This is a genomic window from Acetobacter pasteurianus (assembly GCF_009914215.2).
GTDB lineage: Bacteria > Pseudomonadota > Alphaproteobacteria > Acetobacterales > Acetobacteraceae > Acetobacter > Acetobacter pasteurianus.
On the sequence record NZ_CP039846.2, the window covers coordinates 904563 to 926148 of the forward strand.

19 protein-coding genes are annotated in these 21586 nt (G+C 56.1%); 9 read left to right on the plus strand and 10 right to left on the minus strand.

Annotated elements, in window-relative coordinates:
* Positions 1–58 precede the first annotated feature (58 nt).
* From FCN51_RS17670 to trpB, 8 genes are all read right to left on the minus strand, one after another.
* Positions 59–1366, minus strand: coding sequence for a sensor histidine kinase (locus FCN51_RS17670; RefSeq protein WP_160256493.1), 1308 nt, complete (start codon positions 1364–1366; stop codon positions 59–61).
* A gap of 19 nt (positions 1367–1385) precedes the next feature.
* A complete protein-coding gene (gene phoB, locus FCN51_RS17675; protein ID WP_003623766.1) occupies positions 1386–2075 on the minus strand; it encodes a phosphate regulon transcriptional regulator PhoB in 690 nt (229 codons plus the stop codon).
* Positions 2076–2297: 222 nt separating this feature from the next.
* The gene (locus FCN51_RS17680; protein ID WP_003623768.1) at positions 2298–3587 is read right to left on the minus strand and encodes an adenylosuccinate synthase; all 1290 of its coding nucleotides are present in this window, start codon (positions 3585–3587) and stop codon (positions 2298–2300) included.
* A gap of 67 nt (positions 3588–3654) precedes the next feature.
* Positions 3655–4839 carry an ATP phosphoribosyltransferase regulatory subunit gene (locus tag FCN51_RS17685; RefSeq protein WP_160256494.1) on the minus strand — a complete coding sequence of 395 codons (1185 nt, stop codon included), beginning with the start codon at positions 4837–4839 and terminating at the stop codon, positions 3655–3657.
* 52 nt (positions 4840–4891) lie between these two features.
* Positions 4892–6370, minus strand: coding sequence for an ATP-binding protein (locus FCN51_RS17690; RefSeq protein ID WP_124305552.1), 1479 nt, complete (start codon positions 6368–6370; stop codon positions 4892–4894).
* Positions 6367–7620 (minus strand): TIGR03862 family flavoprotein, encoded by a 1254-nt coding sequence (locus FCN51_RS17695; RefSeq protein ID WP_160256495.1) that lies wholly within the window; start codon positions 7618–7620, stop codon positions 6367–6369. Before FCN51_RS17695 ends, FCN51_RS17690 begins: the two co-directional genes overlap by 4 nt.
* A gap of 33 nt (positions 7621–7653) precedes the next feature.
* A complete protein-coding gene (gene trpA, locus FCN51_RS17700) occupies positions 7654–8487 on the minus strand; it encodes a tryptophan synthase subunit alpha (RefSeq protein WP_003629738.1) in 834 nt (277 codons plus the stop codon).
* Positions 8484–9803: a tryptophan synthase subunit beta gene (gene trpB, locus FCN51_RS17705; protein WP_201762602.1), complete on the minus strand. Its 1320-nt coding sequence runs from the start codon at positions 9801–9803 to the stop codon at positions 8484–8486. The genes trpA and trpB overlap by 4 nt, the downstream gene beginning before the upstream one ends.
* 187 nt (positions 9804–9990) lie before the next feature.
* Here trpB and FCN51_RS17710 point away from each other — a divergent pair, with 187 nt between their 5' ends.
* From FCN51_RS17710 to rho, 3 genes are all read left to right on the plus strand, one after another.
* Positions 9991–11181, plus strand: a complete 1191-nt coding sequence (locus FCN51_RS17710; protein WP_201762603.1) for a magnesium transporter CorA family protein — start codon at positions 9991–9993, stop codon at positions 11179–11181.
* A gap of 1 nt (position 11182) precedes the next feature.
* A complete protein-coding gene (locus FCN51_RS17715) occupies positions 11183–11716 on the plus strand; it encodes a hypothetical protein (protein WP_160256496.1) in 534 nt (177 codons plus the stop codon).
* Between the two features lie 234 nt (positions 11717–11950).
* Positions 11951–13249, plus strand: coding sequence for a transcription termination factor Rho (rho, locus tag FCN51_RS17720; RefSeq protein WP_003623786.1), 1299 nt, complete (start codon positions 11951–11953; stop codon positions 13247–13249).
* Positions 13250–13311: 62 nt separating this feature from the next.
* Here the strand turns inward: rho and FCN51_RS17725 are convergent, their stop codons facing one another.
* Positions 13312–13605, minus strand: a complete 294-nt coding sequence (locus tag FCN51_RS17725; protein WP_160256497.1) for a sulfurtransferase TusA family protein — start codon at positions 13603–13605, stop codon at positions 13312–13314.
* A 159-nt stretch (positions 13606–13764) separates the two neighbouring features.
* Here FCN51_RS17725 and FCN51_RS17730 point away from each other — a divergent pair, with 159 nt between their 5' ends.
* The 4 genes from FCN51_RS17730 (at position 13765) to FCN51_RS17745 (ending at position 17467) form a co-directional block, all read left to right on the plus strand.
* Positions 13765–14253 carry a Fur family transcriptional regulator gene (locus FCN51_RS17730; protein WP_012812409.1) on the plus strand — a complete coding sequence of 163 codons (489 nt, stop codon included), beginning with the start codon at positions 13765–13767 and terminating at the stop codon, positions 14251–14253.
* Positions 14250–15098, plus strand: a complete 849-nt coding sequence (locus tag FCN51_RS17735) for a GNAT family N-acetyltransferase (protein WP_003623791.1) — start codon at positions 14250–14252, stop codon at positions 15096–15098. The genes FCN51_RS17730 and FCN51_RS17735 overlap by 4 nt, the downstream gene beginning before the upstream one ends.
* A gap of 64 nt (positions 15099–15162) precedes the next feature.
* Positions 15163–16809 (plus strand): apolipoprotein N-acyltransferase, encoded by a 1647-nt coding sequence (lnt, locus tag FCN51_RS17740; RefSeq protein ID WP_160256498.1) that lies wholly within the window; start codon positions 15163–15165, stop codon positions 16807–16809.
* A gap of 199 nt (positions 16810–17008) precedes the next feature.
* The gene (locus FCN51_RS17745) at positions 17009–17467 is read left to right on the plus strand and encodes a helix-turn-helix domain-containing protein (protein WP_035362207.1); all 459 of its coding nucleotides are present in this window, start codon (positions 17009–17011) and stop codon (positions 17465–17467) included.
* A gap of 41 nt (positions 17468–17508) precedes the next feature.
* Here the strand turns inward: FCN51_RS17745 and FCN51_RS17750 are convergent, their stop codons facing one another.
* Entirely contained in the window at positions 17509–18321 is an 813-nt protein-coding gene (locus FCN51_RS17750; protein ID WP_160256499.1) for a DUF2076 domain-containing protein, read from the minus strand.
* Positions 18322–18397: 76 nt separating this feature from the next.
* Between FCN51_RS17750 and FCN51_RS17755 the strand changes: the two genes are divergently transcribed.
* Positions 18398–19444: a glycine--tRNA ligase subunit alpha gene (locus tag FCN51_RS17755; protein WP_201762604.1), complete on the plus strand. Its 1047-nt coding sequence runs from the start codon at positions 18398–18400 to the stop codon at positions 19442–19444.
* 4 nt (positions 19445–19448) lie between these two features.
* Positions 19449–21509, plus strand: a complete 2061-nt coding sequence (glyS, locus tag FCN51_RS17760) for a glycine--tRNA ligase subunit beta (RefSeq protein WP_160256500.1) — start codon at positions 19449–19451, stop codon at positions 21507–21509.
* Positions 21510–21586 lie beyond the last annotated feature (77 nt).

A 21586-nucleotide genomic window follows, 5' to 3' on the forward strand; every position in this document is an offset into this window, starting at 1 on the left:
CAAAACGGCACCAGTACATGCCGCCTCTGCTTCGTAAGGGAGGGAACGCAAAAATGGGTTACGTCTGCAAGACAGTTTGGTGACAGTTTAATGAATGATCAGCCACTAACGGCAAAAGTGGCAGCCAGATATGGCAGGATGTGCCCTGCCCCACTGCACTTTCCACCACAAAACGCCCCCCATGCCGGCTGACAATATGCTGTACAATAGCAAGTCCCAACCCACTACCCTGCACAGCCGCCGCAGTTTTGGCCACGCGGTAAAACCGTTCTGTTAAACGAGCCAGATGCCGGGCAGGAATACCGGGGCCATTATCTGTTACACTCAGCACAATACCTGGCGCAGATGACCAACGTTGATCAGCCTCGGCCTGCTGGCAGGTTATGGTAATAAAGACAGGTTTACCGGCCTTTGTCTTTTCTGAAACAAGGCTATATTTTATGGCATTTTCAACAAGATTAACCACAACCTGCAAAAGCTGGGTTTCATCCCCGGCAACCTGCCAGCTCTTGTTTTCTGGCGGCTGTACATCAACCGTAACGGGCAAACCGGCAGCCAGAAGATCCCCTTCTGTCTGGCACTGATCAAACAGATCAACCAATCTCACCGCTTCCCGCGGTTTTTGGTGTTCCTGCATTTGCACGCGGGAAAGATAAAGCAGACTGTTCAGCAGGTTCTGCATCCGCTTGGCCTGCTGAGCCATAATTTCTAAAAACTCTTTTTGTGCCACAGGGTCATCCGCGGCTGGCCCTTGCAGGGTTTCTATAAATCCTAGCAATGCGGCCAAAGGCGTGCGTAATTCATGGCTGGCAAAAGCTACAAAATCTGTGTGCTGGCGTTCTGCAACAACGGCATCTGTTTCATCATACAGATCAACAAACACCAATGTTGTTTGCGCATTGGGGGATGTGTTTTCCCGGCGCATACTTATTGGCAACAAGGCTGCTGGCAGAGTCTGTTTTTGTAAAACAGCCTGAACTACCCGTAGCCGTGGAATATCCAAAATAACACGTACGCGCCCCGGCTGTGTGCTCCCTGCCTTTTGCGCAAGCACCACATCCAGTTTGGCCTGAAACGCCGGATGGCGCACTATACTGCCCAGGTCTCCATCAAACTGTTGTTCAGCCATTTTGGAAACCACGCACAAACCGCGTGTTTCATTTATCACCAGCATGGCAGCTGGCAGGCAGGCCATAACCTGCTCCAGGCAAGGTTGAGAAACTTCCTTACTGGGGCTGCGCCGAGCCAGAACAGGCACACGGCTTACAGAGGCTCGCATACGCCCAAGCACCATGCCACCCAAAGTTGCCATGGCTGCACCAACCATGGCCCCCTCCCCCATTATCAGCCATGCCTGTGCAACCATGCCAAAAATTTACCCTGTTCTAGCCCTGCGGCAGATCCAGCGCATACCCTCTGGCTCGCACTGTACGGATAAGATCCTGCTCATCCCCTTCATTCAGGGTTTGCCGCAGGCGGCGGATATGCACATCCACCGTGCGCAATTCTACAAAAGAACTGCGTTCCCAAGCATGTTTCAAAAGCTCCTCGCGAGAGAAAACTTTGCCCGGGTTGAGCATAAAGAATTCCAGCAGACGGTATTCGGTTGGCCCCAGAGCCAGCAAACGTCCGCTGCGTTCCACCTTGTGGCTCACCCGGTCCATCACCAGTGTATCAAACCGCAGGGTTTTATCTGCTGGCGGCAAACGGCGCAGCATGGCTTTTACGCGCGCAAACAACGCTTCCATGCTGAAGGGTTTTACAAGATAATCATCCGCTCCGGTATCTAAACCGCGGATCGTATCTGTTTCTTCCCCACGCGCACTTAACATCACAATAGGAAGCGTTGCTGTTTTGGGCTGCCCCCTTAACTGGCGGCACACTTCCAAGCCAGAAATACCTGGCAGCATCCAGTCCAGCAGCAACAGGTCAGGGCGTTTTTGGCGCACTTGTTCAAGTGCTGCTTCACCATCCCCAACAACGCGGACTGCATATCCCTGCTTTTCAAGATTGTAGCCGATAAGCCGGGAGAGTGCCGGATCATCCTCAACCACCAGAAGATCTGCCTTATTCATGCTTTCCCTGCTTTTTGTAACATGATTGAAAGATAGGGGGTTCTCACAGCAAAAAACAACGTCCCGCCACCTCGCAAGAAAGAGATCATGTGTGAAAACCGCTTATATATCGGGCAAAAAGTACCCGTATGAAAGTTTTGTGAAACCCTCACAAAGTTGCAACAAAAAAAGGCCTTCCCTTATGGAGAAGGCCCTTTTGTTACAAACGCATTGCCTGCCGGATCAATCTTCAAACGGGTCGCGCATCAGAATGGTGTCATCCCGATCCGGGCTGGTGGAAAGCAGAGTAACAGGTGCACCCACCAGCTCTTCAATACGGCGCACGTATTTAATGGCCTGCGCTGGCAGGTCTGCCCAGCGGCGTGCACCGTGGGTGGTTTCCTTCCAACCTTCCAGCGTTTCATAAACCGGGCGCACACGCTGCTGCGCTGCCGGGGCGGACGGGAAGCGTTCGATCTTCTGGCCGTCCAATTCATACCCAACGCAAATCCGGATTTCATCCAGACCATCCAGCACGTCCAGCTTGGTAAGCGCCAAACCGTTTACGCCACCAACGCGCACGGCATGACGCACCAGCACGGAATCGAACCAGCCACAACGGCGTGGGCGACCCGTGTTGGTGCCAAATTCATGCCCACGTTCACCAAGGCGGCGGCCTGTTTCATCATGCAGTTCTGTGGGGAACGGACCTTCACCCACACGGGTGCAATACGCCTTGGCAATACCCAGAACAAAACCCGCAGCCGTTGGGCCCATGCCTGAACCCGTGCCAGCATTAGCGGCAACTGTGTTAGAGCTGGTAACAAACGGATAGGTGCCGTGGTCCACATCCAGCATGACAGCCTGCGCACCTTCAAACAGAATGCGGCGACCTGCACGGCGGGCATCATCCAGAATGTCCCATGTAGGTGCCATATAAGGCAGCACTTTAGGGGCAATATCTGTCAGGAACTTAAGCAGTTCTTCTTTGGTGAATACGGGTGCACCCAGCCCTGCCAGCAGGGTGTTGTGGTGCAGCAGCAGTTCATCCAGCTTCCAGTCCAGCGTTTCTGGCTCGGCCAGATCACACAGGCGGATAGCGCGGCGGGCCACTTTATCTTCATACGCTGGGCCAATGCCACGGCCCGTGGTGCCAATTTTACGATCACCACGCGCAGCCTCACGCGCGCGATCCAGTGCACCGTGCACAGGCAGAATCAGGGGGGCATTTTCTGCAATCTTGAGCGTATCGGGCGTAACTTCCAGCCCCTGTTCCTGAATACGGCCAATTTCTGCCAGCAGTGCCTGCGGGTCCACCACCACGCCATTGCCAATAATGCCCAGCTTGTTGTTCACCACGCCAGAAGGCAGCAGGGAAAGCTTGTAAACCTGATTGCCCACAACCAGCGTATGCCCGGCATTGTGCCCACCCTGAAAGCGCACAACAATATCGGCCCGACTGGCTAGCCAATCTACGATTTTGCCTTTGCCTTCATCACCCCACTGGGCGCCAATCACGGTTACGTTGGACATGGATGGTGTGCTCCTGAAAGAATCTTGCCGCTAACTGAAAGAGAATACAGCCCCTTACGGGGAAAAATCATGACAAGGCCATGCAGTTGGTGCCACGCAATACATGCGTGCAGCCCAAACGGCGCGCTTCGACCTCTGGCTCTGCGGTGAGAGAAGATGCCGCCAGCGTGGCGTAACCTTGCGTGCGCAGGCGTACGGCCTCCCGCTTATCTGCTCCCGGTGCCAGATAGACACGAGGGCGCGCAGGGGTTGGCGGAATCATGCGGAACAGCACATCTGGCCGCAATGTCAGCCCACAAGCGGGTTCATTATCATTACACAGGTAACGACCACCGCGCCCCAGCTCTTCCGAACGGCCAACGGCAAACAGCGTCACACACACACCTGTATGATATTTCCAGCCCCGAAACTCTACCGGGTCCACCGTCATACGCAGGTTGGGACATTGCTCACGCAGGGCGGCAACCGTATCTACCAGACGGTCCAGAACAGCACGCGCCTTGGGGGGGAGGGTAATTTCCGTTAACCGCGCCACGGCATGTTCGGCCAGACCTGTGGCTTCCAGCAATGCAATAAGCGTACTGGCCAAGGCCCCACCCTGTTCAGCCACAGCGGCGGAATCCTTACGGTCCAACGCACGCATAAGGGCTGCACGCTGCGCTTCGGGCACTTTGCTTTCTTCCAGCAGGGCCGGAATAAAAGGCGGCATGGTGAGATCGAAGGAAACATCCTTCACACCCAGACGCTCAAGAGCTTCCGCCCCAACAGACATCACCTCTGCATCCGCCTCTGGCGAATCCGGGCCTATCAGTTCGATACCTGTCTGCATAATCTGGCGGCTGCTTTCTTCCGCCGCTACGGGGGACACCACAACACACACACCGGCGTAGGAAACACGCAGCGGGCGCGGTGTGCTGGCCACACGCGTTGCCGCCATACGGGCAACCTGCGGCGTAATATCCGGGCGCAGCACCATCATGCGGCGGGTATCCGGGTCCATCACCCGGAAACTCTGTTCCGCAAGGGCCGCACCGGCACCCGCCAGATACGTGTCCTCAAACTCTATAAGAGGAGGTCGCACGCGGTCGTATCCGTGGGATGCAAACACGTCCATAAGCGTGGCAACACCCTCTGCCTCGGTTCGGGCATCGGGTGTTAAAAAATCTACAAAGCCTGCGGGCAGCAGCGCCGGGCTGAAAGGCGGGTCTTCCGTCATGCTTCGGGCTATAGCACTGCATGGCGTGCCCGTCATGCCCGCAAAGGGGCACTTTTTGCGCTATATGCTTCTAACCGGTGTGGTTTTTTCAGCCATCTGCGTTGCCGGGCAGGGTTTCCCACCCTGTGCCAATAAAAGTCAGCACCCGCCGGCCCATGCCATCTGCACGCAAAACAATCAGATTCTGGTCTTCCAACCAGCCTAGCAAACGGCGCGCACGCCCTTTTGAAACCGTGCCATATACCCGTGCAATAGCGGCATCAGATGGGCATGGCTGCCGCTCCAGCGCGGCACGGGCCAGAAAAAGCCCCACGGCCTGAAGATCCTCCGGCAAGGTGGAGGCCAGAGCTTCGGCCTCCTGCCATTCGGGCTGGGTGGATGTTTCTTCATCCACCCCGCTACGTGCCGTAGCCAAGGCCCGATTAAAGCGCCGCATATCCAGCGCATTGCGCCCAAGCCCAGCAATACGGCACCGCACCAGAAAATCCTGATACAAAACAGGTGCCGGACGAAAGGCTGCTTCCTCATCCTCCATCATGTCACGCAGGATGGCGCGCATCCGGGCTTCACGCTCGGTTTGGGTTTCGGATGTTTCTTCGGGGGCTTCCTGTTCGGCTTGAGCGGCCTGTGCCTCACCATGTGCAGCAAGTTGGGTGAGCAAATCAGGCGGCGGAGGCGCAGGTGCCTTGCGGGGGCGGACAGGCATATCCTGCACAGGCACAGGAGCCAAAATAAGATCATGCACAGGCGCTGGCGGCGGCTCAAACGGTGTGAGCACCGGCCCGGCAGAACGGCTTTCTGTTTCCACCGTGCCAATACGCACCGGCGTTGGCCTGCGGCACAGGGCCGGACCAAGAGCAACAAAGGTGCCGCGCGCCAGATCACGGAACGATTCGGCCTGCCTGCGCTCCATCCCCAGCAGATCTGCTGCGCGGGACATATCAATATCCAGAAATGTCCGGCCCATTAAAAAGTTGGAGGCCTCTGCGGCCACGTTTTTAGCCAACTTGGCCAAACGCTGTGTGGCAATAACCCCGGCCAGACCACGTTTACGGCCACGGCACATCAGGTTTGTCATGGCGCCGAGGGATGCCCGCCGGGCTTCGTCCGAAACCTCCCCTGCGGCGGCTGGTGCGAAAAGCTGGGCTTCATCCACCACCACCAACACCGGGTACCAATATTGGCGCGGCACCTCGAACATACCGCCCAAAAATGCAGCCGCCCAGCGCATCTGCTGATCTGCATCCAGCCCTTCCAGATTCAGCACAACAGACGCACGGTGCATGCGCATACGCTCACCCGCCGCATGCAGCGCCATTTCGGAATGGTCTGCACCATCGATCACCAGATGGCCGAATTTTTCCGCAAGGCTGACAAAATCCCCCTCCGGGTCAATAATCGCTTGCTGCACCATGCGGGCAGATTGCTCCAGCAACCGCCGCAGCAAGTGCGATTTACCAGACCCCGAATTGCCCTGCACCAGCAGGCGCGTGGCCAGAAGTTCGGCCAAATCTAATTGCGCCGGGCCACCCCCCGGCACTTCACCCATTATAATCATGCTGCTCATGGCTGGAGGGGATACCGCTTAGCCCCTGTATCCTGCAACCATACCTGTAGGCCCTTTGCCGCCGCGCGCCCTGTGGCAAGGCAGGCATGCAGCAGATAGCCGCCGGTTGGGGCCTCCCAATCCAGCATTTCACCCGCCACAAATACGCCGGGCACTGCACGCAGCATAAAGCCATCTGTGCAGGAGTCGGACGTAATGCCACCAGCGGTGGAAATGGCACGGGCAAGCGGTTGCGGAGTGCTCAACACAACGGGCACAGCTTTTAACCGTGCAGCCAAGGCTTGAGGAGAAGAAGGGATATCCTGTCCCCCTTCACGCAGCAGTGCGACAGCAACAGGCGGCAGGCGCAATGCCTTGCGTAATTTATTGGAAAGGCTCTCACGCGGGCGGGTGGCGGCCAGACGGCGGGCTATTTCCTGCTCTGGCATATCCGGGCGCAAATCTACCATCACAATGGCCACGCCTTCTTCGGCAATTGCAGCCCGGATAGGAGCAGACAGCGCATAAATCGCGCCGCCTTCCAACCCGTTGGCCGTTACCATTACTTCACCCTGCACACGTTGCCCTGCAAAGCTGAGAGCTACAGGTTTAAGGGGAACGCCGGCAAAGCGCTCCTTAAACAGATCAGACCACGCTGTTTCAAAACCACAATTTGCGGGCTGTAATGGCGCTATATTTACACCCTGCTGCGCCAGAACCGAAACCCAGCCCCCTGCACTGCCCAAGCGTGGCCAGCTTGCCCCGCCTAGCGCTAGCAATGTGGCATCTGCCTGCATGGGGTATGGTTCATCCTGCCCTTCACGCTGCACAAGCAGGTTGCCTTGGGCATCCCACCCTTTCCATGCGGTGCGGGTGTGAAACACAACTCCAAGCTCCCGTAGCCGTGCCAGCCATGCACGCAGCAACGGAGATGCCTTCATGGCCGAAGGAAATACGCGGCCGGAAGACCCTGTAAAATGGGCTTGCCCCAGCCCTTCCATCCAGTGCTGGATATCTTGGGTTGTCCACGCATCCAATGCTGGCCGCAACCATGATTGCGCCATCCCATAACGCCGCATCAAGGCCTCATGCGGTTCGGAATGTGTGATGTTTAACCCACCCCGCCCCGCCATAAGCAGCTTGCGGCCAACACTGGGCATACGCTCCAGCACCTGCACGCTGCAACCAGCCTGCGCCAGATACTCCGCCGCAGCCAGCCCCGCAGGACCAGCCCCGACAATAACGATGTTTGCGGCTGAGGCGTGTGTCATGAGCAAGGTATTACTGGAATCGGAAAAGCGGAATCATACCGCCTTTCCGTCAGCACTGCGCACGGCTTTTGCCAGATCTTCAATCTGCGCCAACACGCGCGGAAGTGTTTCTGCCGTAGCGCGGCCTTTGTCATCCAGCGTTTCCGCCAAAGTGGAAAGCAGGGCCGAAGCCACAACCGCACCATCTGCAATGCTGGAAGCATTGGCAGCCTGCTGCGGCGTGCGCACACCAAACCCAATGGCGATTGGCAGTTTGGTAACCTTGCGCAGGCGTGGAATGGCGGCTTCCAGATCATGCGTAGTGGCAGACCGTGTGCCGGTAATGCCCGTAATGCTGACGTAATACACAAAGCCAGATGCGTGAGAGAGCACATAAGGCAGGCGCTCATCCGATGTGGTAGGCGCCACAAGCCGGATGATATCCAGCTTGTTGGCCTTGGCAAATGGTGCCAGCACATCGGCTTCCTCTGGCGGCAGATCCACCAGAATCAACCCGTCCACACCGGCACTGGCGGCATCACGGCAGAAGCGTTCATACCCGTAGGATTCTACCGGGTTCAGATACCCCATAAGGATAATGGGGGTTTCGTTATCCTGCTGGCGGAAGTCCGTGACCATATCCAGCACACCTGCCAGCGTGGCTCCGGCTTTAAGGCCACGGCGGGCAGCAGCCTGAATAACAGGGCCATCGGCGGAGGGATCTGAAAAAGGCATGCCAATTTCAATCAGGTCTGCGCCAGCAGCGGGCATTTTGCGCAGCAGTTCGAGCGATGTATCCCAATCCGGATCATACGCTTCCAGATACGGAATAAGCGCGCCGCGGCCTTGGGCCGCAAGTGCTTTAAAACGGGCTGCTATACGGCTCACAGCTTGACCCCCAGATGTTCGGCAACAGTGAAGATGTCTTTATCACCCCGGCCAGAAAGGTTGACCACCAGCAGGGTATCCTTGGAAAGCGTAGGCGCAATTTTGGCGGCATATGCCACGGCATGGGCGGATTCCAGCGCAGGAATAATACCTTCCATACGTGTGCAGAATTGGAAGGCATCCAGTGCCTCATTATCCGTAATACCTACGTATTCTGCGCGGCCGATATCATGCAGCCATGAATGCTCCGGCCCTACTCCGGGGTAATCCAACCCGGCACTAATGGAGTGTGCTTCTTCAATCTGCCCATCTGCGTTCTGAAGCAGATATGTGCGGTTGCCATGCAGCACACCGGGACGCCCGCGTTCAATAGAAGCTGCGGTTTTGCCGCTATCCAGCCCGTGGCCAGCAGCTTCCACACCAATCAGACGCACGGATTTATCATCCAGGAACGGATAGAAAATCCCCATAGCGTTGGAACCACCGCCAATGGCCGCCACCACCACATCTGGCAGACGGCCTTCGGCTGCCTTCATCTGGGCCTTGGTTTCCGTGCCGATCACGCTCTGGAAATCACGCACCATAGCCGGATACGGATGCGGGCCTGCCACTGTGCCAATAAGCATGTAGGTATCGGCAATATTGGCCACCCAATCACGCATGGCCTCGTTCATGGCGTCCTTCAGCGTACCTGCGCCAGAGGTAACGGGCACCACCTCTGCACCTAGCAGACGCATGCGGAACACGTTGGGTTTTTGCCGTTCCACATCGGTAGCACCCATGTAGATCACGCATTTCAGGCCAAACAGGGCACATACGGTTGCCGTGGCCACACCATGCTGACCAGCACCGGTTTCCGCCACAATACGGGTGCGGCCCATACGCCGAGCCAGCAAAATCTGCCCCATGACGTTATTGAGCTTGTGTGAGCCCGTATGATTGAGTTCTTCACGCTTAAGAAAAATTTTAGCGCCACCCAATTCTTCCGTCATGCGCTGGGCAAACCAGAGTGGGCTGGGGCGGCCGACATAATCTTTCAGATAATAATCCAGCTCCTTCTGGAAAGCCGGATCAGCCTTGGCGACCTTATAGGCCTCATCCAGTTCCAGAATGAGGGGCATAAGGGTTTCCGCTACAAAACGGCCCCCATGACGCCCACCAAAATGCCCCCGCTCATCCGGCTGGTGCCGGAGGGAATTGCTATGCACCGCTGACGTGCCGTGTTCCTTCGGATCTGCCATTTCTGGTCTGCCGCTCCCATACCGCGTGAAAAACCGCGCCTGCCAGATATGTAAAAGCCTGACATCGCCTGTCATAACGAAGCCGCAGGCTTACCAGATACCGCAAGGCGTTGCACAGCCCTGCAACCACGTAACCTTGCCAGAAACATGTAGAAGGCCGCATAATTTGTAACAGTTGAATATTTGCAGCCCACATCGCCACCTGACATTCTGTGTTCAGAAAACAGTGGCCCTGCCTGCCTTCGGTAGCGCGCGCACACAAATGGAGAATCGCATGTTCCTGGCCCACCGGCCTGGTATGCCCGCACGGGCTATTGAGACCGCAGCCGACGCCGCCGATGCCGTATGGCTGGACCTTTTAGACCCCACACCGCAGGAACAGGCTCTGGCAACCCAGTTATGTGGCCAGCCCATTCCCACACTGGATGATCTGAACGAAATTGAAAGTTCATCCCGCATTAGTGTGCGCAATGGCGCGGCCTTTCTTTCCTCCCCTTTATTACAAAAAACCGGCCCGGAATTTCAGACAACACCCGTAGGCTTTATTCTCACGCAAAACCGGCTGTTCACTATTCGCTTTCAGGCTTATCAGTCTTTTGAAACCGTGGCGTTACTTGTGGCGGACCATGCGCAGGTTATGCCCGCCCCCCATGCCATTCCCACGCCAGAATCAACGACCCCTACGCCTGCATCCACCGCGGCTCCCTCTGCCCCATTACACACCCAGCATGATGCGACCCTGCATGCCGGGGAAATTCTGGTGGCGTTGATTGAAACCATTGTAGACCGGCTGGCCGATATTCTGGAAAGCGTTGGAGACCTGCTGGACACCCTCTCTCACGATATTTTCCGCACCCGCCCTTCCGGGTCTGCAGTGCGCAACATTGCCTCTTGGCAGCGTGACCTGCTTCAGCGCGTGGGCAGTTCGGGCAATCTGTGTTCACGTATGCGCGATACGCTTTTGGGTATGGAGCGCATTGCCCTGTTTTTGAGCGAAAGCCGCAAAACGGCCAGCGCCATCCCCACCCCCGGATATATGCTGAGCACACGCCACATCACCACGGATTCAGTCCCCCAAGCGGGGGAAAGCAATACTGCCGCCGCTTATGCGCTTTCCAACCCGCTGCGGATGCGCATTACCACCGTAAGCCGAGACCTTTCCTCGCTAGATGCCTATGTTTCCCAAGCGCAGGACAAAGTGGAATTTCTGCTAGATGCCACGCTAGGCTTTATCAACATTGAACAGAACGGGGTGATGAAGGTGCTGACAGTTGTCAGCTTTATTGGTGTTGCCCCAACTTTGATTGCCGGTATCTATGGTATGAACTTCAAGAACATACCTGAACTGAACTGGTCTTTCGGATACTGGTATTCACTCGGGCTTATGGCCTCCACCATTGTGTTGCCGCTACTGTGGTTCTGGAAAAAAGGCTGGCTGGGAGGGATCAAGTAAGATGCAACAGTTCTGGAAAACGGCTTTTTTCTGCGCCTCTCTTATGGGGGCCGTTGCTACGGCACATGCAGCTTCTTCCACACCGACTCAGGCTCCGCCACCCAATGGGTATCAGGCATTTTTTGATCATCTCAGCACCGAGCCGCTGCGTTATGCCGCCATTTCTTCGCACAATGGCAAACGGCTTCTTGTGGGGCTTCACCCCTCAACAGAAGGCCATGTAGCTGGAGAATTAATGCTGCTGGATACCACCATGCGCCCATTGCTCACTGCGGATGTAGAAGGCACAGCACCTGACCTGCAAAATGGGCAAACAGGTACGTGCCAACTCACAACCACCCTGAAGGAAGACAGCCTGCACCTGAACGGCCCGTGTTCGCGGGACCAGATTTCCGGTGGGCTTACGCGCACTATGCACCCTTCCCAACTGTGGTCTCAGGTCAACAGCTTTATCTCGCCCGATATGTCAGTTTCTGCCGTGTGGCTAACGCGTGCTGGGTGGAATGCTGCCATTACGCCCGCACCCACGCCATAACGCCCACCCCACAAGGTTATTGACGATACATCTGGCCGTCGTTATTATACGGCCCCATAGTGCTGGCTGACTTCACCTGCCCAGTGCATCCTCCCTTTAGTCTGGATTATTCTGCCCCGGCATCACCTTCCAGCAAGGTGTCTATTTGCCATAGCCACGCGCTTTCGGCAGCCGATGGCATGAGAAATCCTGACATATCCCTTATGAACTTTTGCCAGTCAGGGCATTTCCTAGATGCATCTTGCGGAACTCAAGGCCAAATCCCCAGCGGATCTTCTGGCCTGCGCTGAAGACCTGAATATTGAAAACGCGTCATCCCTGCGTAAGCAGGACATGATGTTTGCCATCCTGAAGGCACTGGCCGACAACGACCAGGCGATCTACGGCGAAGGCACGCTTGAGATCATGCATGACGGGTTTGGTTACCTGCGTTCCCCCGAATCTAACTATCTTCCCGGCCCGGATGATATTTATATCTCCCCCACTCAGGTGCGCCGCTTTGGCCTGCGCACGGGTGATACGGTAGAAGGCCAGATTCGCGCCCCGCGTGACGGTGAACGCTACTTCTCTATGCTCAAGATCAACACGATCAACTTTGAGCCACCGGATGCCGTACGCCACCGGATCAACTTTGATAACCTGACCCCACTTTACCCTGAACGTCGCCTTCAGATGGAAGTGGAAAGTCAGGCAACCGCACCAGAACCGAAGGCTGAAAAAGGCAAGAAAGGCGCGCAGAAAGACTTTACGCCGCGCGTTATTGATCTTGTCTCCCCCATCGGTATGGGCCAGCGTGCCCTTATTGTGGCGCCACCCCGTTCGGGTAAAACGGTTATGCTGCAAAGCATTGCCTCGTCCATCAGTGCCAACCATCCGGAAGTTTTCCTGATTGTTCTGCTGATTGATGAACGCCCCGAAGAAGTGACCGACATGGCGCGCTCTGTGCGCGGTGAGGTGATTGCTTCCACCTTTGATGAACCCGCACACCGCCACGTGCAGGTTACAGAAATGGTGCTGGAAAAAGCCAAGCGCCTTGTTGAACACAAGCGCGATGTGGTGATCCTGCTGGATTCCATCACCCGTCTGGCCCGCGCCTACAACACCGTTGTGCCCTCATCCGGCAAGGTGCTGACCGGTGGTGTGGATGCCAACGCCTTACAGCGGCCCAAGCGCTTCTTTGGTGCTGCCCGTAATATTGAAGAAGGCGGTTCCCTCACCATTATCGCCACGGCGCTGATTGATACCGGCAGCCGTATGGACGAAGTGATCTTTGAAGAATTCAAAGGCACGGGTAACTCCGAACTGGTGCTGGATCGCAAGCTGGCAGACAAGCGCACCTTCCCGGCTATCGACATCACCAAGAGCGGCACCCGTAAGGAAGAACTGCTGGTAGATCGGGCTACGCTGTCCAAAATGTGGGTTCTGCGCCGTATTCTGGCCCCTATGGGCACGATGGACGCCATGGACTTCCTGCTGGACAAGCTGAAATACAGCAAAACCAACAACGACTTCTTCGAAGCCATGAACAACTGACCGGGCAGGCTTTTTTCGCCTCTCCCTCTATCAGTTCTTTTCTGCAGAGCGCCTGCTTCGGTTTACGAAGCAGGCGTTTCCTGTTTTTTGCGCAGTGTGAGCACCACGCTACCATCGGGCTGCGGCACATCAGACAAAATGGCATGCCCCAGCGCACGGGCAGACCGGCTGATATTCTTCAGCGGCTCCTCCCCTTTCAGGCGCACCGCCAGCAAGCCACCCGGCGGCAGGCCATCCAGCGCCAAGCGCGTGCGCACAAATGTCATGGGGCATTTTTCCGTTGTAATATCCAAAACGGCAATGCGCGGCTCTTCCTGCACGTTAAAATCGGGCACATAGGCAGCAGAACGAGTCATTCAGAAACTCCACAAAAGGACGAAAAACATAAGCTCATCTGCAAAAGATAGGGGCCTGCATCGCATAAAAAAACTGCCAGCGAGTGTAAAATTGGACAAACCCTATCACTTTCGGCTACCTGAAACCTGAAACACAAATTGTAACTCAAAGCAGGATTTGTGATCTTGAAGGCACAGTCGGCAGAATCGCGGATCGAGCAGCTGTGTGTTGAACACGGCCTGAAAATGACCGGACAGCGGCGCGTTATTGCGCGTGTTCTGTCTGAAGCAGACGACCACCCAGATGTGGAAGAGCTGTACCGCCGTGCCTTAACGCTGGATTCCCGCATTTCAGTGGCCACGGTATATCGCACCGTACGCCTTCTGGAAGAAAAAGGCATTCTGGAACGCCGCGATTTTGGCGGCGGGCGCGCACGGTATGAAGCAACGGAAAATGGGCGGCACCATTATCATCTGATAGACGTGGATAATGGGAAGGTTATAGAGTTTGAAGACCCGGAACATGAAGCCTTGATGAAAAAAGTGGCTGATCGGCTGGGCTTTGAATTTGTTTCCATGCGGCTGGAGCTGTTTGGCCGCAAAAAATCCGCTGCAAAGTCGGGCACCAAAACATCCTCTCGTGCCCGCCAGAAAGGAAATGCTGCATGAGTGCAACGCGCAACAACGGAGGGGGGCTTTCTGCGCTGGATCTGGAACGCAAAGGCTTTCCTGAACTGCGTGGTGGCACCCTGAGCGTACGCATTGCAGAAACAGAGGCCGAGCTGGAAGCAGCCCAAGCCCTGCGCTATCGTGTTTTTTATGAAGAAATGGGCGCACGCCCCGAGGGCGAAACCCTGCGCCTGAAACGCGATATTGATGAATTTGACAATGTAGCAGACCACCTTCTGGTTATTGACCACGCCATTGCCTCAGACGCACGTGGCGTAGTGGGCACATATCGGCTGGTGCAAAGTGACGCCGCTAAAAAAATCGGACGTTTTTATTCTTCCAGCGAGTATGACATTACGCCGCTAAAAGAATTCCCCGGTAAATTGCTGGAAGTAGGTCGGTCCTGCGTAGATAAAAACTACCGTGGGCGCACAGCCATGCAGTTGCTGTGGCGTGGCATTGCCTCCTACATTTTCCTGCATCAGATTGATCTGCTGTTTGGCTGCGCCAGCCTGCCGGGAACAGACCCGGACAAAATGGCAGATGAGCTGACGTATCTGTATCACAACCACTTGGCCCCTCCGGCCCTGCGCGTGCGTGCATTGCCAGACCGGAAAGTGGAAATGCTGCGCACAGACCCGCACAGCCTGAACCTGCGCCGGTGCCTGGCTGGGCTGCCACCGCTTATTAAAGGCTATCTGCGGCTGGGCGGCTATGTGGGTGATGGCGCTGTGGTGGACCCACAGTTCAACACCACAGATGTGGCTATTCTGGTGAAAAGTGAGCTGCTGGCAGATAAATATTACAGGCATTACGAACGCCGCCTGCGCGATGCGCTGGACTGATAACGGACAGCTTTTTCAACGTCCGTTTTCTTTTTCTGTCAGTCAGTAAACTAAGGTTTGCGCCGTGGTAAAACTGCCCGCGTTTTTTCAAACGGCGCATACCCGCCTGCGTCGATGCTGGCGGGAAAATTGGCGTTTCATGGGGTTCATGCTGGGAGTTGGCGCTCTTTCTGCGCTGGCCCTGCCCCCTTTGCACTTTTTGCCCATATTGCTGCTCACCTTTGGCATACTGGGCCGGATACTTAACACCACAACAAGTTGGAAACACGCGGCTTGGGCTGGCTGCCTGTTTGGCTTCGGCTTTTACACGGCCGGGCTTTACTGGCTGGTCAATGCGGTGCTGATCCGCGCAGATGAATTCTGGTGGTTTGTGCCCTTCCCTTCCATGGGGTGCGCCCTGATTCTTGCACCAATGGTCGGTGTACCCGCAGCACTCAGCACATTTGTGCCCTCAGGGTTGCGGCGTCTGGCATTTTTTGCGGGTGCGTGGACTGTATTTGATATGGGCCGCACATTTTTATTCAGCGGCTTTACGTGGAATGCACTGGGGAGCTGCCTTGCCATACCCGGCCTTGTTGGGGACCTGCTGATTCAACCTGCCGCATGGGTGGGAGAAGATGGGCTGACCTTGGCGCTTGTACTGGCAAGCCTGCTATGCGGAAGTGCCTTGTTAGACAGCCTGCATCTGCACACACCATTTACACCACAATCAGCAGCACCGTGCTGCACATCTACAGCACGGCGCAGAATTTACGCGGGCAGTCTCGCAGCCTCTGTGCTTTGGCTTGGTGTTGGCGCAGTACGCTTTTACAGCATTCAACCGCAAGGCGAATCCGGCCCGATAGCTGTTATGGTGCAAGGCAATGTGCCGGAAACTGAAAAAGTCGGCAAATTACGCCCCAGAGATATCTTTTTGCGCTACCTGCGCCTTACTGCTCAAGGTGTGCAGCAGGCACGGCAAATTCAGATTCAGCAGGCCGCCTCTGGCGCACCTTACCGCCCTATTGTGTTTTTATGGCCAGAAACCTCTTTCCCCGGCTATGATCTGCTGCAGGATACGCCCAAGGCCCGCGAAGTTATTATGGATTGGGCGCTGGGGGCAGATGCAGGGATTATTGGGGCACTCCGCCAAGATGATAATGGGCGTTACCGTAATTCCGTTTTAGCTTTAGCGCCCGATGGTGCCGTAAGTGCTGTGTATGACAAAGCACGCCTTGTACCTTTTGGAGAGTATCAACCCTCCTTCATTCCTTTGCAGATTGTACCACAAGGCGGATTGGCTGCTGGCCCGGGCCCTCAAACATGGCATTTGGCCAACATTCCTCCTGTTGGGCCGTTAATCTGTTACGAAGTTATTTTTTCAGGTGATGTCACCAACCGTCATGATCGGCCCCGTTGGCTTGCCAATGTCACGAATGATGGGTGGTTTGGCAACAGCGCGGGACCGCGCCAACACTTGGAATCCGTGCGCTTACGCGCCGTAGAAGAAGGGCTGCCCATTGTAAGGGCTGCCAATACAGGTATTTCTGCGGCCTTTGATGGCAGAGGCCATCTTCTTGCCAAATTGGGGTGGGACAAAACAGGTGCACTCGTTTCTGCTGTGCCTGCGGCCCTGTCTCGCACGTTTTTCGGGCATTACGGACAAACTGTTCCTTTACTATTATGCACTTTGCTGATTCTCGGGATGTCTATCCGACGCAGAAAAGCCTAACTTTTTCTTAATTTCCTGTTCACCGTTTTTTCAATTTTATGGCGCAGTTGCCTTTAAAGCAGGTGTCTGCGCTGTTTTTCTTTTGGAGGAGACGGCAAACATCTTTATAAAATGTTAACCTTCTTGAGCATATTCCCTCGTGAAAGCAGGAAAAGTTTCGAGGCGTGAAACATACGGAGCAGGAACCGATCGACACACCATGATCCAGCCTCATGCTGCTGCCAGTGCTATTGATGCCCATGTTGGCAAACGCATAAGACTACGCCGCACATTGCTGGGACTTTCTCAGGAAAAGCTGGGAGAAGCTTTGGGAATTACCTTCCAGCAAATACAAAAATATGAACGCGGAGCAAACCGGGTAGGTGCTTCGCGATTGTACCATATTGCCTGTGTGCTGGATGTACCGATCAGCTTCTTTTTTGATGATATGCACCCCGTCGGGGCTGTTTCCAACAAACATGCGCAGTTTTCGGAAACACGTAAAAGCTTTGGCACAACATCAGACAAAAATACGCCCGCAGCGCCTACAACAGATACAAAAAGCGTATTCAAAAAGCAGGAAACACTGGAACTGGTGCGTGCATATTACAGTATTCCAGATACGCAAATGCGCCGAAAAATTCTTGAGCTTATGCTAACAATGAGCAACCCCAAATAAACAAAGGGCGGCCCTTAAAGCCGCCCTTTTTAATGGCTGGATCAGAAGCTCTGATCGTCTCCGCCACCCCAGTCTCCACCGGCGTCTCCGGCATCTCCGCCCCAGTCAGAACTGTTCGCGTCAAAGTTAGGGTCTGCGCTGGTGCCAGCACCACCAAACGGATCTGCACCAGCGGCTCCAGCGCCAGCTCCCGCATCACCATAGTAATTGTTAATGGTTTCTGTGGGGGCTGCACCACCGCCCCAACCTGCATCACCACTGGCTGCACCTGCATCATGGTGTCCGCTGAAAAGGCTGGTCAGCGCATTGGCGGCCATCATACCACCCGCAACACCTGTAGCTGTTGAAAGCGCGCTGCCCAAAAAGCCCGAACCACCCTGAAACATGGAGGGGCGCATACCATAAGGCATGGGCTGAGGCTGATACTGCGGCGGCATGGGAGCTGCAGCAGGGCGACCACCCCAACCCGGAGGAGCTGTTGTTGGCTGCGGTTGCGGCTGTGCATTCTGCCCACCGCCAAACAGGCCGCCAAAGAAACCACCAGATTTCTGCTGCCCGGCGCTCTGCTGCTGTGCCTGTTGCAACGCCTGCTGAGCCTGCTGCAACTGGAACTGAAGCTGCTGAATACGGTTTTGCGCTTCTACCAGTGCGGCTTCCTGCACAACTGCCATCTGGGTAATGCGGTAACGCGCTTCCGGATATTTCTGGAATTCCTGCGCAATAAACTGGTCTGCCTCAGGGTCAATCGGGGGCAGATTGGGCCGCGTAGAGGGCACACTGGCAAAACCGCCCTGTGGTGCACCGCTTACACGCGCAAAGAATTTTTCGATCAGATCGCGTTCGTCGTTATTCATCCCATACCTTCCCTGCCCTTTTGGGCCTAACACTGGCGGCTATAGCCTCTGTTTTTACGCCAACACTCTGTCCAAGATGTGGCGCGGATACAAGCCCGATGCAAGAAGCCCTGCGCAGGAAGAATTGCACCATGGCCTGCCTTCTCTTCCGGTTCGGCGCATGGGGCTGTATGGTGTGCCCGCACGCAGCATGTATGAGCTGCATTATAACGTAACCTACCGGAGTAGCACCCTGATCATGGACCCGGCGTCTCCCCGCCCCACTGAGCGGCCTCTTTCCTTTCAGGATCTTATCCTGATCCTTCACCAGTTCTGGTCCAAACAGGGATGCGCCATTCTCCAGCCCTATGATCAGGAAATAGGCGCGGGCACCCTTTCCCCCCATACCACCTTGCGCGCCCTTGGCAGCAAACCGTGGAAAGCGGCTTATGTGCAGCCCTGCCGCCGCCCGTCTGATGGCCGGTATGGGGAAAATCCAAACCGCTTGCAGCACTATTATCAGTATCAGGTTCTGCTCAAACCCACGCCGGAAGAAAGCCAGAAACTGCTGCTGGACAGCTACCGCGCTATTGGGATTGACCCGGAACTGCACGATATCCGCTTTGTAGAAGATGACTGGGAAAACCCCACCATCGGTGCATGGGGCCTTGGCTGGGAAGTCTGGTGTGATGGCATGGAAGTCACGCAGTTTACGTATTTCCAGCAGGTTGGCGGTATTCCCGTAACCTTGCCTTCTACCGAGCTGACATACGGTCTGGAACGTCTGGCCATGTATGTGCAGGGCGTAGAGAACGTGTACGATCTGGATTACAACGGCGCGGGCCTGACCTACGGCGATGTCTTCCTGCGCGCCGAAAAAGACTATTCCCGCCATAACTTTGAACTGGCGAATACGGACCTGCTGTTCCAGCACTTTACAGATGCGGAAAAAGAAAGCGTGGCACTGGCAGAAGCCGGTGTGGCCCAGCCTGCATATGACCAGTGCCTGAAAGCCAGCCATCTGTTCAATCTGCTGGATGCGCGCGGCGTTATCAGCGTGAGCGAACGTGCCGCCTATATTGCCCGAGTGCGTAATCTGGCCAAGCTATGCTGTGAAACCTGGCTGGCTGGCGAGGACAAGTAAGATAATGCCCGAACTGCTGATAGAACTGTTCTCTGAAGAAATTCCGGCCCGCATGCAAAGTCAGGCAGGGGAAAACCTCCTGCGCTTGCTGACAGAAGCTCTGGCCCCTCTGCACCCGCAAAATGCCGTGGCGGCCACTGGCCCGCGCCGTATTGCCGCCAGCCTGAACATTGATGCCACCGTACCCGGCCGCACGGTTTCTGAACGTGGCCCGCGTGAAGGCGCGCCAGACAAGGCGCTGGATGGCTTTACCCGCAAGCACGGCGTAACGCGCGATGCGCTTACGCTACAGAACGGCTTCTGGATTCTGGAGCGTGAAGAACCAGCCGTAAGCGCACAGGCCCATATTGCGGCTGTGCTGCCTGATCTGCTGCGGCGCTTCCCTTGGCCCAAATCCATGCGCTGGGGTGCTGGCAGCAGCTTTACATGGGTGCGCCCACTGCGCCGCATTCTGTGCATTCTGGATGGTGAAACCGTGCCTTTCTCCCTCGCTCAGGGTGAAGATAACGGGCACAATCTGGTGGCTGCCAACCTTACAGAGGGCCATCGCTTCCTCAACCCCGGTGCCGTGGCTGTTTCCAGCGCTGCGGAATGGCGGAAAACCCTGCATGATCGCCATGTGATGGTGGATGCTGCAGAACGCCGCAAAACCATTACAGAAGGCCTGAACACACTGGCAGCCTCCGAAGGGTTGCAGATTGTGCCAGATGCCGGATTGGTGGACGAAGTGGCCGGGCTGGTGGAATGGCCTGTGCCGTTCCTTGGCCAGATTGATGCGCAGTTTATGGAACTGCCTGCCGAAGTGATGCAGGTTTCCATGCGTGTGAACCAGCGTTACTTTGCCCTGCGCAACAGCGATGGCACGGCCGCGCCGCGCTTTGCTTTTGTGGCCAACATTGTACCCGCAGATGATGGCACACTTATTGTCACCGGTAATGAACGCGTGCTGCGTGCCCGCTTTGCAGATGCCCGCCACTTCTGGGATCTGGACCGCAAGCAAACGCTGGCTTCCCGTCTGAAGGCGCTCGATTCCATCACCTTCCATGCCAGCTTGGGCTCTCAGGGTGATCGCACGCGCCGCATGGTGCGTCTGGCCGGTATTCTGGCCGACATGGTGGGCGCTCCCAAGGCCGATTGCGAACGCGCAGCCGAGCTGAGCAAAACTGACCTGACAACCGGCATGGTTGGAGAATTCCCCGAACTTCAGGGCGTGATGGGCGGTTACTACGCCAAGCATGACGGCGAAAGTGCTGCCGTGGCACAGGCCATTAGCGAGCAATACACTCCGCGCGGCCCCGGTGATTCGGTGCCAACTGCTCCGGTTTCCGTCGTGCTGGGTCTGGCTGACCGCATTGATATGCTGGTGGCCTTCTTTGCCGCTGGTGAAAAACCTTCCGGTTCGGGAGATCCGTTCGGTCTGCGCCGCGCAGCCTTGGGTGTTATCCGCCTGATCCGTGAAAACAATCTGCGGCTTGATCTGGTGCGCCTGTTTGTTCTGGCCGCCGAAGCTCTGCCTGCTGATTTGCAGGATGCGCCTGATCTGGATCTGCTGCCTCAGTTCATTGCCGAACGTCTGCGCGTGCAGGTGCGCTCTGAAGGTGCGCGGCATGATTGTCTGGCCGCAATTTCCGTTGATAATTCGGATACGGACATCGTGCGCCTGCTGGCCCGTGCCCATGCTTTGCAGGACATGCTGGAAACGGAAGACGGCAAAAACCTGCTGGCCGCCACGCGCCGCGCCGCCAACATTCTGCGGATTGAAGACAAGAAAGACGGCCCGCACGAAGATATGCCAGACCCCGCCCTGTTCACGCAGGATGAGGAACGCGCCCTGTTTGACGCGCTGGAACGTGTGGAACCCGCCGTGGAAAAGGACTTTGCCGCCGAACGCTTTACCGATGCCATGCGTGAAGCCGCCAGCCTGCGCGAACCACTGGATAAGTTCTTTGAAGTGGTAACGGTAAATGCCCCAGAACCAGAACTGCGGCTGAACCGCTTAAAGCTGCTTTCCCGCGTTGTGCGTATGATGCGGCTGATTGCAGATTTCAGCCAGATTGAGGGGTAATTACCCAGATAACCTTAACGTGGCTTGCTGCCTGTAAACGCGGCAAGCCACGTTAAATTCTGCCCGCAAAAACTCTA

Bases quoted from the DNA above. Each gene is read 5' to 3' on its own strand.
- FCN51_RS17670 (WP_160256493.1), bottom strand. From the start codon at position 1,366: ATGGTTGCACAGGCATGGCTGATAATGGGGGAGGGGGCCATGGTTGGT.
- phoB (WP_003623766.1), bottom strand. From the start codon at position 2,075: ATGAATAAGGCAGATCTTCTGGTGGTTGAGGATGATCCGGCACTCTCC.
- FCN51_RS17680 (WP_003623768.1), bottom strand. From the start codon at position 3,587: ATGTCCAACGTAACCGTGATTGGCGCCCAGTGGGGTGATGAAGGCAAA.
- FCN51_RS17685 (WP_160256494.1), bottom strand. From the start codon at position 4,839: ATGACGGGCACGCCATGCAGTGCTATAGCCCGAAGCATGACGGAAGAC.
- FCN51_RS17690 (WP_124305552.1), bottom strand. From the start codon at position 6,370: ATGAGCAGCATGATTATAATGGGTGAAGTGCCGGGGGGTGGCCCGGCG.
- FCN51_RS17695 (WP_160256495.1), bottom strand. From the start codon at position 7,620: ATGACACACGCCTCAGCCGCAAACATCGTTATTGTCGGGGCTGGTCCT.
- trpB (WP_201762602.1), bottom strand. From the start codon at position 9,803: ATGACAGGCGATGTCAGGCTTTTACATATCTGGCAGGCGCGGTTTTTC.
- FCN51_RS17710 (WP_201762603.1), top strand. From the start codon at position 9,991: ATGGAGAATCGCATGTTCCTGGCCCACCGGCCTGGTATGCCCGCACGG.
- FCN51_RS17715 (WP_160256496.1), top strand. From the start codon at position 11,183: ATGCAACAGTTCTGGAAAACGGCTTTTTTCTGCGCCTCTCTTATGGGG.
- rho (WP_003623786.1), top strand. From the start codon at position 11,951: ATGCATCTTGCGGAACTCAAGGCCAAATCCCCAGCGGATCTTCTGGCC.
- FCN51_RS17725 (WP_160256497.1), bottom strand. From the start codon at position 13,605: ATGACTCGTTCTGCTGCCTATGTGCCCGATTTTAACGTGCAGGAAGAG.
- FCN51_RS17735 (WP_003623791.1), top strand. From the start codon at position 14,250: ATGAGTGCAACGCGCAACAACGGAGGGGGGCTTTCTGCGCTGGATCTG.
- FCN51_RS17745 (WP_035362207.1), top strand. From the start codon at position 17,009: ATGATCCAGCCTCATGCTGCTGCCAGTGCTATTGATGCCCATGTTGGC.
- FCN51_RS17750 (WP_160256499.1), bottom strand. From the start codon at position 18,321: ATGAATAACGACGAACGCGATCTGATCGAAAAATTCTTTGCGCGTGTA.
- FCN51_RS17755 (WP_201762604.1), top strand. From the start codon at position 18,398: ATGTGGCGCGGATACAAGCCCGATGCAAGAAGCCCTGCGCAGGAAGAA.
- glyS (WP_160256500.1), top strand. From the start codon at position 19,449: ATGCCCGAACTGCTGATAGAACTGTTCTCTGAAGAAATTCCGGCCCGC.